The sequence below is a fragment of the Frankia sp. AiPs1 genome (assembly GCF_023716945.1).
Lineage (GTDB): Bacteria > Actinomycetota > Actinomycetes > Frankiales > Frankiaceae > Frankia.
Window position 1 is genome coordinate 1 of sequence record NZ_JAMQQF010000235.1, and the last position, 8,600, is coordinate 8,600.

An 8,600-nucleotide genomic window follows, 5' to 3' on the forward strand; every position below is an offset into this window, starting at 1 on the left:
CCGGCTCGGCCGCCCCCGCGGGCGGCGGCGCGGAGGTCGCGAAGCGCCGGACCGGACGCGGCGCCGCGGCTCCGATGCGGGCCCGTTCGGCGAGTTCCCGAACCTGCGCCGCGATCCGATCCCGGTAGGCGCGCGGCGCGTACGCCCCGGACCCGTAGAGCCGGCGGTACGGGCCGACCAGCGCGGGATGGTGCTCGGCAAGCCAGCTCAGGTACCACTCCCGCGCGCCGGGCCGAAGGTGTAGCACCAGCGGCGTGACCGACGACGCCCCGGCCTGCCCGATCTGCTCCACCGCCCGGGCGAGCGCCGCAGGAGAGTCCGTGAGGTACGGCAGGATCGGCGCCATGAGGACCCCGGTGGGGATCCCGCGATCGCTCAGCGCCGCGCATGCCTCCAGCCGCCGTCGGGGATGCGGTGTGCCGGGCTCGACGAGCCGCCACAGCTCGTCGTCGACGAAGCCGACGGACAGTGCGACGCCGACCTGCGTGACCTCCGCGGCGGAGGCGAGCAGGTCGAGGTCACGCACGATGAGCGAGCCCTTCGTGAGCACCGAGAAGGGGTTGCGGGCAGCACGCAGGGCGGCGAGGACACCCGGCATGAGCCGGTAGCGGCCTTCCGCCCGCTGGTAGGGATCGACGTTGGTGCCCATCGCGACGTGCTCGCCGCGCCAGCGTGGCGCGGCGAGCTCCGCGCGCAGCCGCTCGGCCACGTTGACCTTGACGACGATCTGGGTGTCGAAGTCGCGCCCGGTGTCGAGATCGAGGTAGGCGTGGGTACCACGCGCGAAGCAGTACCGGCAGGCGTGGGAGCAGCCACGGTAGGGGTTCACCGTCCAGCGGAACGCCATCCGCGACGCCGGCGGAACCCGGTTGAGCACGGACCGGGCGTGGATCTCGTAGAAGGTAAGACCGGCGAACCCGGGGGTGTCGAACGTGCGGGTGACGGCGCCCCGGGCGAGCAGCGACGGCGCGCTCGCGCCGGCCGCGACGGGCTGCTCGGTGGCGGCTAGCCGGAGGTTGTCCCAACGCATGCCTCATGGGAACATGTGTTCGACGAGTTTGTCCAGTCCGAGGACCTCCCGCTCGTATGAGGGCCGCCGGGAAGAAGGGTTATCAGCAAAAAGGGCCGCCGGCAGAAAGGGGCTGCGGCCCGCGCGGGGTGCTGGCCTCGGGCGGGCGGACGTGGGGAAGGGGAGTTCGGGGAGGCTGCGGGCGTGGGGAGGCTGCGGGCATAGTGAACGGATGCGGCTCAGTGGCCTCGAGGCCCGGAATCGGTTCGCGGCGGCCCGGGTGGCCCGGCTGGCCACCGGCGGCGCGGACGGCCAGCCGCTCGTGGTACCCGTGACCTTCGCCGTCGAAGCGGTGGGCACGCCTGCCGAAGCGGTGGGCACGCCTGCCGAAGCGGTGGGCACGCCTGCCGAAGCGGTGGGCACGCCTGCCAAGGCGGCCGGCGAGCCCCGCGAGGTGGGGGAAACTGGCGGTGATCGCGGCAGCGTGGACCCGCCCGCGACGATCGTGACCGTCGTCGACCACAAACCGAAAAGCACTCAGACCGGACTGCGACGCCTGCGCGATATCCACGACAATCCGCTGGTCAGCCTGCTGGTCGACCATTACGACGACGACTGGGCGCGGCTGTGGTGGGCCCGGGCCGACGGGCTCGCCCGCATCGTCGAGGCCGGGGATCCGCGGCACGCCGCGGCCGTCGCGGCCCTGACCGCGCGCTACTACCAGTACCGGCAGGTCCCGCCGACCGGTCCGGCGATCGTCGTGGCCGTGACCCGCTGGTCCGGCTGGGCCTATTCCGACTCCCCCACGGGCACGTGAACCGCGCCGACACCGTCCGTCCAGACCTCGCGATCGGGCTCAGAGGTCGGGGGCAGCAGGGGTCAGCGGCGGCGGGGGTCAGGCGCGGGGGCGGTCCCAGCCGACGGGCAGCTCGTCGGGGGTCTGCCAGGACGGGTCCGGGCGGAAGTCGGTCCAGGTGCCGTCGAAGGGGAACGCGCCGGCCTCCACCAGCCGCAACAGCCGCTCTCCCTCGGCGCGCACCGCGTCCGGGTCGGGCACCCAGTAGTGCTCGGGGAAGGCGAGGCGCTCCTCCAGTTCGTGCTCGTCCTTCCACTCCCAGGTCCGCTCCGGCGTGACCCACAGGTCGAGGTCATGATCGGTGGTGTCGACGCCGACGAGGTCGTCGTGGCGCCAGGCGACGGCGGGCTCCTCCAGGTTGATGTACCAGCGGACGAACCGCCCCTGCCAGTCCCAGAACCACCACACCGAGTTGGCTCCCTGCGGCGGGATCAGCATGAAGATGTTCGGCCCGCGCCAGACGGTCGTCGTCATCACCGTCGGCTGGCGGATCCACTCGGCGAAGGGCATGTCCCGCAGCCCGCGACCGTCCGCGCTGAGCTCGACGGCCATCGGGCAGCCGTGCGGGATCCACAGCCGCAGGCCGCGCTCGTCGTGGCCGACGACGTGGCCGGTGCGGACGAACACCAGCCGTTTCGTGGTGAACGACCGATGCACGACCACCTCACCGGGCGTGTACGGCGCGGCCACGGCCAGGCTCCTCGCGGCTCCCCGCGCCGCCGGGTCGGCGTCGAGGCGGGAGACCGGGTCGGTCGAGGACCTCCCCGCGGACGAGACCCCCGCCGGCAGGGGCTGCGGCGAGGCGGGACCGTTGACCGCTGGACTCTCCGGCATCGTCACCGCCTGACTGTACGGCGAAGGCCCGGGTGGGCCGCGACATGTTCCCCACCCGCCCGGACCGAACGCGTGAACCGTCCGGATCGGACGGCCCGGCAGGCACGGGAAGCCCGATCTGAGTCCCACCGAAACCGTGCCGCCACGGCCCCGCCGCCACGCGAACACCCACGTCTACGCCCACTCCCACGCCCACGCCCACGCCCACCGCAACAGCCTGGCGATCCGCCGGCTGCACCGATCCGGTCACCGGCCACTGGCTGCCCGCCTGGTAGCCGACGCGTCGCCGGCGGGCGCGCCGTTGACGAGGAGATCGGCCCGGCCGGCGACGTCCTCGTCGGCGAAGTACCGATCCTCGTGGCGAGCCCAGCGATCCCAGTGCGCGGCGAAGGTGTCCCCGTCCCGGGCAAGCGCGCGGCGCCGTCGCACCGGCAGCGGCGCCGCGACGCACACCAGCCCACTGAGCAGGGGTGCCGCAGCCCGCGCGCCGGCGCCGACACCCTCGACGACGAGGACCGCGGTCGCCGGTTCCAGGGTCTGTCGGGAGCCGTAGCGCCCCTGGTGCCAGTCGTAGCGGCGCCAACACGCCCGCTCCCCGCGGGCCAGCGGGCGCAGGATCCGCGCGACGAGCTGGTCGACGCCGGCGGCAAGCCCGTCCCAGCCGTCGTACAGGTCGTCCATCCGCACCACGGGCGCATCGAGACGCTCGGCGATGGCCTGCGCCAGCGTCGACTTACCCGCGCCGGAGCGCCCGTCGACGGCAAGCACCCGGGTCTCCCCCGCCCGCGCCCGCCGCCCGGCCACCCACTGCGCGATCTCCACCGCCGGACTCACCCCGACGTCGCTGTCCGCGCCACCGTTCGCCACGAGGCCCTTCTCCTCCCGACCGCCTCCCCGCCAACCCGAGTCACGTCGGCGGGAAGGGCTCTCCGGCGGATCGGCGTCCTGCCGGGCAACCCGTCCGTCCAACACAACGTGCACAGATCACCGCTGTGCGGTCATCGCACCGCTATGCGGCCGTCGTCGGCTTGTCGGTGTGACCGTACCGGCCCATCGGGTCACGCGTCGGCGCCCGCCCGGCGAGACCAGTCCGCACGGCTGACGACGTAGATGGCGTGTGTCTCCTCGTGCAGGTACTCGGCGCCCGTCCGGCGCATCCCGAGGCGCTGCGCGACGTGGACCGATCGGATGTTCGCCGGGACGATCGCCGCACACACCCGGTCGAGTTCGGGTCGCACCCGGAGCACCCAGGTGATCGCCGCGGCGGCCGCCTCCACCGCGTATCCCTGCCCCCACCAGGGCCGACCGATGTACCACAGCGCCTCCACGCCCGGCCAGCCCGGCTCGTCCCACAATCCCGCCCGTCCGACGAGCGTCCCGCTCGCCCGCTCCACCACGGACCAGGGTCCGACCCCGGTGAGCAACCAGCACCCGATACAGCCGGCCATCTGGTGCCACACGGCGTCCGGCGACGTGACCGGCCCGCCGACATGGCGGGCGAACTCGGGATCGGACCAGATCCGGGTGAACCCGTCGACGTCACCGTTCTCAATCGGCCGCAGGATCAGCCGTGGCGTCGTCAGCGTCGGGATGGTCATAGTGTCGGGGATGGTCATAGTGTCGGCGTCGTCGTTGCGCTCACGGCGACGATCGGGAACGCGGCTCTGCCATCGGCCCGAGTGTATCGGCATTGCGGACGCCCGACTCGGCTCGGGCCGCCCGCGGATCCATTTTTCGGGCTCGGCTGCACTCGTGTCCGGGCGCGACGAGACGTGCGCGGGGAACGAGCTATGCGCCGTCGTTGCCCTCGCGCAGGGAATGGATCATTCTCTGCAGGATCCGGAACGCACCTGACTGCTCGGCCTCGGTCATGCCGGCCAACATTCTGACCGGACGGACCGGACCGCTACGGTCGCCTTCTCGAGGCTCCGTCGGCCGCGAGGCGTGAGCCGCGTGGGAAGTACCTTCCCGACGGGTGCCTCCGCAGGCCTGGTCACGTAGCCCTCTCGTCCCAGGGCCCAGAGAAGCACGTTCATCGACTGCCGTGTCACGGACGCGCCCCGCGCGAGCTCGGAGTTCGACAAGCCCGGTCGTTGAGCCAGCAGTTCGAGGCATGAGTAGCGCGTCACGCTCATCCCAAGCGGGCGCAGCACCTCCTCCATGGCTGTGCGGAGGGCGCTCGACCCGACTTCGTCTCGCTCCAAGCGGGCGACCTCGACGCTTCGCAGGCGTTCTACGAGCAGTACCTCGGCCTCGTCCGCTCGCAGGACGGACCTCCGCACGCCGTCGTCTTCGCGACGAAGCCGATCGCGTTCGCACTCCGCGACGTCGTTCCCGGCACCGATCTCGCGTCCGTTGCTCAGCCCGGCATCGGTGCGGCGATCTGGCTCCACGCCACAGACGTCCAGGCCATTCACGATGCTCTCGTCGCCGATGGTCACACCATCGTCTCCGCACCGATCGACGGCCCCTTCGGGCGGACATTCACCTTCGCCGATCCTGACGGCTACCAGGTCACTCTCCACGACCGCGCCTGATACGCCCAACGCCACCGGCAGCACCCGCCGAACTCGAGGAAGGCAACGCCGGCGAACCGGCACGCAGGTCCTTTTGCCGGGCCGGGCGTTCACCCGCATCCAGGTGACGAGTGCGGGGAACGAGCAACTCACAGCGCCGTGCCGCGGCCGGCCAGCCGACCAGGATGGAATTCCGCGACACGGCACAGTCGTGCTTGGTCGCCACTTCGTCCCCGGCTCCGTATCCTCGTGGCCGCCGGGTGGTCATGTGGCTGTGTTCCCTGCAGGGACGACGGCAGCCAGGTCAGCCGGCGGGCTGGAGGGACCAGCCGCGGTCCTCACCGAAGACGGGCGACAGGGCGACCATCGGCGGGAAGATCAATGCCGGGTGCAGGCCGAGGGTGAGCTCGTTCTCCACGACGCCGATGTTGACCGTGCCCGGCCGTGGCCCCTCAGTGATCCGCCATTCGCGGGGCTCGGGGAGGGGGCGAACCCGCTCGAAGACGTCCGGGGAACCGTCGAAGCCGACGAACAGCGGCGCGGTGGTCTGCCGGATCGTGTAGGTGCTGTCGCCGTTCTGCCCGTTTCCGGACTGCTTGATCTCCCATTCCTGCCCGGGGCCCTCACCCGGCAGGAGGAAGATGTTGTTACGGTCGGGCGAGCTCAGGGTCAGGTTATCCCGACCGTCGATGCGGATCCGGTACACGCCGTCAGCGATCTTTCCCACGGTCAACCCCGTTTCTGGTCGTCAGACAACCGGCCGTGACACCGCCGGCTTCGGGCAGGAGGATGCCGCGCCGCGGCGGGATCTCCCCTTTCGCGGCCGATACCGGCATGGTGCCGATGCGGCGGGTGCTGCGACGGCGCTCGGGCAGGTGGATGCGCGATGAACACGAGGTTCGGAGGTGAGGTGCGCCGCCCGTGGCGCCGGGCACCATCATGCCCGCACACGGTCCGGCAGGCCGTGCACGCCACACCCGGATTCCCCGGGTCGGCGGATTGACCACGACCGGGTTTTCTCGTCGTTCTCGTACTGACAGGTCCCGCGAACCCGCTACTTCCCCGTTCTTGCGGGGACGATCGGTAATGAGGTCGAGGTCCGTTTACCCCCGCGACGAAATCACACTGTGGCTGTGAAGGTACTTCCACCCGACCCACCGAGGGAAAACCACCAGGCGAAGGCGGTTGATTCACCGCGAGACGCTCTGTCCGATCGCGCCGTGGACGACCAGGGCGGATCATCCACGGCGCAGGCGGCCGGTCCGGCAGCCGGCAGCCGGCAGCCGGCCGCCCGGACGGGTTTCCGGGCGGCCCCGCGTGGGAGAGCCGCGGCTAGTTGATGCTCTCGAAACTCCAGCCCTTGTCCTCGCCGAAGACCGGCGAGAGCGCGATCAGCGGCGGGAAGACGAGCGCCGGATGCAGCCCCAGAGTCAGCCCGCTGTCCGGCACGCCGATCGTGTAGGTACCGGACTGGGGACCGTCGATGATCCGCCATTCACTCGGCTGGCCGAACACCCGAACGCGCTCGAAGGTGTCCGGCTCGCCGTCGAAGCCGAGAAAGCTCGACGAGTTCGCCGGACGGATCACCCAGGTCTCCTTCTCCGTCTGCTGGACCTCCCACGCCTGCCGATCGGTACGCTCCGGCAGAAGGACGGCATTACCCCCGCCGGCGGCGGTCAGGAACTGCCGCCCGTCGAGCGTGATGCGATAAACACTATCGTTGACACCTGGCATGCTTCGCCCCGTTTTCTGGCTCGCGGCCAACCCGACCGATAAGCATCGGCGTTCCGCGCGAGAACCAACATTGATGCCAAATCGATTGTTCGTGGGTGGGATCCCGCCGTCAACCTAGATACGGATTTCAGGTCGGATCCGTGACGACACATACAGATCTTCCCCGGACATCAGCGATAACCCGGATGGAAAATACGTACTTCCCGCCCGACAGCGGCAGAACGTAGCAGGTCGACCGAGCAGATGACGGAACCTGCCAAACGGGGACGCCGCGGGTGGGGCGGTCGGCGGCGGCGAACCGCGGCAGGTCGGCTTCGGAAGCCCCCCTCGGCGTCCGATGCCCGCGGCCGCCCGCTCTCACCCGAGGCTCAGTGACGGTTCGCCGGCCTTGGAACCGCCGTCAACCTCCAGCCGTGCGCCGCGCGGCCACGAGCGACCCAGCGCATCACCCGCTCTCGCGACCGGGACGGGGACGGGGGCAGCGATGCGGTCGCGATCGAGGCCTCGGCTGGGAACGGCGCTGGCGCCGGTGCGGGCGTCGGTGCGTGGCGGGCGCGGCGGCGCAGGGCGGGAATGGTGGCGGCGAGCGCGCCGAGGGCGAGGGCGGCGGTGTGGCCGATCCCGTCGAGCTCGCCGTCGGTCACCCCGTACATCATCGCTGGGGCGACGACGACGAGCGTGACACCGGCGACGGTGCGCAGCCGACGGGGGGTGGGCAGCGCGACCAAGGCGGCCAGGGCTGCACCGGCGGCGTAGCTCGGACCGACGTCGAGCACGTGCAGCGCGCTGGACGGCAGGCCGCCGGTCACGACCCGAAGCCCCAGAATCCCCTCGGAGATCAGTGTCGCGGCGGTGTGGCCGCCGAACGCGACCGCGAGCGCCGCCACGCTCCCGATCGTGGCCTCCAACCCGCCGACGGCGAGCGCGGCGAACGCCAGCCACGGCGCCACCGGCCCGTCGGTCACCCAGGGGATGCTGCCGACGAGGACTCCGAGAGGGTGGTGCAGCATCTGGTGCAGCGTCGTGCTCGTCGCCCACTGCCAGCGGGTGGCGCGGTCCGGGTCAACGCCGCGTAGCACTCGCGCCGCGAGGAGCACCGCGAGCAGGACGGTCGTCACCGGGAAATGCCGCGGCGACACACGCAACCACGACGTCGCCCTCGACGCAGTCCGGCGGGCGGCTGCCCCACAGCGCGACGACGATGCCGGCCGCGGAATTGATGCCGGCCGCGGGGTTGACGGGGGTCGCGAGGGCGATGCGGGTCGCGGGGGCGATGCCGGTGGTGAGGCCCGTCTCGGTGACGGTGCCGGGTGTGATGGCGGGGCAGCGCTGCGCAGCGAAGCGACTCTCGAATACCGAGCGTCGCCATTACCACCCGGCAGCATCACGGAACACCCCCTGCCCACGAGGATCACTGTCACCGTCATGACATCGTGACCTGCCAAGGCATTCCCCGCCACCCGTCGCGGCCACGTGGATGTGGCCACCGCCACACCCGCGTCGGGGCCGACGGCGAGCGGTAGATCGCCCGCTCGCCTGCCCGGTCCGCGCCGAGACGCCTGCGCCGGTCCAGTGCGCCGGACAGGTCCGAGGTCAGGCTGCCGTGGCGACCCGGGTGCCCGGGCGGCGTGCCGGATGCGCTGCTGGCAGC

General features: G+C 71.6%; 8 protein-coding genes and 2 pseudogenes. 2 read left to right on the plus strand and 8 right to left on the minus strand.

Annotation, left to right across the window (positions count from 1 at the left end; genetic code table 11):
* Positions 1–1,030: Rv2578c family radical SAM protein (locus ND748_RS18915; protein ID WP_251747311.1), on the minus strand; the 1,030-nt coding region annotated here is incomplete at its 3' end.
* Between the two features lie 211 nt (positions 1,031–1,241).
* Here ND748_RS18915 and ND748_RS18920 point away from each other — a divergent pair.
* Positions 1,242–1,826, plus strand: coding sequence for a TIGR03668 family PPOX class F420-dependent oxidoreductase (locus ND748_RS18920; protein ID WP_285902360.1), 585 nt, complete (start codon positions 1,242–1,244; stop codon positions 1,824–1,826).
* 78 nt (positions 1,827–1,904) lie between these two features.
* Here the strand turns inward: ND748_RS18920 and ND748_RS18925 are convergent, their stop codons facing one another.
* From ND748_RS18925 to ND748_RS35085, 4 genes and pseudogenes are all read right to left on the minus strand, one after another.
* The gene (locus ND748_RS18925) at positions 1,905–2,699 is read right to left on the minus strand and encodes a DUF402 domain-containing protein (RefSeq protein WP_251747315.1); all 795 of its coding nucleotides are present in this window, start codon (positions 2,697–2,699) and stop codon (positions 1,905–1,907) included.
* A gap of 246 nt (positions 2,700–2,945) precedes the next feature.
* The gene (locus ND748_RS18930; RefSeq protein WP_251747317.1) at positions 2,946–3,566 is read right to left on the minus strand and encodes a (d)CMP kinase; all 621 of its coding nucleotides are present in this window, start codon (positions 3,564–3,566) and stop codon (positions 2,946–2,948) included.
* Positions 3,567–3,757: 191 nt separating this feature from the next.
* Positions 3,758–4,297, minus strand: a complete 540-nt coding sequence (locus tag ND748_RS18935; protein ID WP_251747325.1) for a GNAT family N-acetyltransferase — start codon at positions 4,295–4,297, stop codon at positions 3,758–3,760.
* 190 nt (positions 4,298–4,487) lie between these two features.
* Positions 4,488–4,927 (minus strand): annotated as a pseudogene (locus ND748_RS35085) (MarR family winged helix-turn-helix transcriptional regulator).
* Between ND748_RS35085 and ND748_RS18940 the strand changes: the two are divergent.
* Positions 4,883–5,236: pseudogene (locus ND748_RS18940) on the plus strand (VOC family protein); the annotation flags it as partial. The pseudogenes ND748_RS35085 and ND748_RS18940 overlap by 45 nt on opposite strands.
* 283 nt (positions 5,237–5,519) lie before the next feature.
* Here ND748_RS18940 and ND748_RS18945 read toward each other — a convergent pair.
* The 3 genes from ND748_RS18945 to ND748_RS18955 form a co-directional block, all read right to left on the minus strand.
* Positions 5,520–5,942: a hypothetical protein gene (locus tag ND748_RS18945; RefSeq protein ID WP_251747319.1), complete on the minus strand. Its 423-nt coding sequence runs from the start codon at positions 5,940–5,942 to the stop codon at positions 5,520–5,522.
* Positions 5,943–6,547: 605 nt separating this feature from the next.
* Positions 6,548–6,949: a hypothetical protein gene (locus tag ND748_RS18950; protein ID WP_251747321.1), complete on the minus strand. Its 402-nt coding sequence runs from the start codon at positions 6,947–6,949 to the stop codon at positions 6,548–6,550.
* Between the two features lie 368 nt (positions 6,950–7,317).
* Positions 7,318–8,067, minus strand: a complete 750-nt coding sequence (locus ND748_RS18955) for a rhomboid-like protein (protein WP_251747323.1) — start codon at positions 8,065–8,067, stop codon at positions 7,318–7,320.
* Between the last annotated feature and the right edge of the window lie 533 nt (positions 8,068–8,600).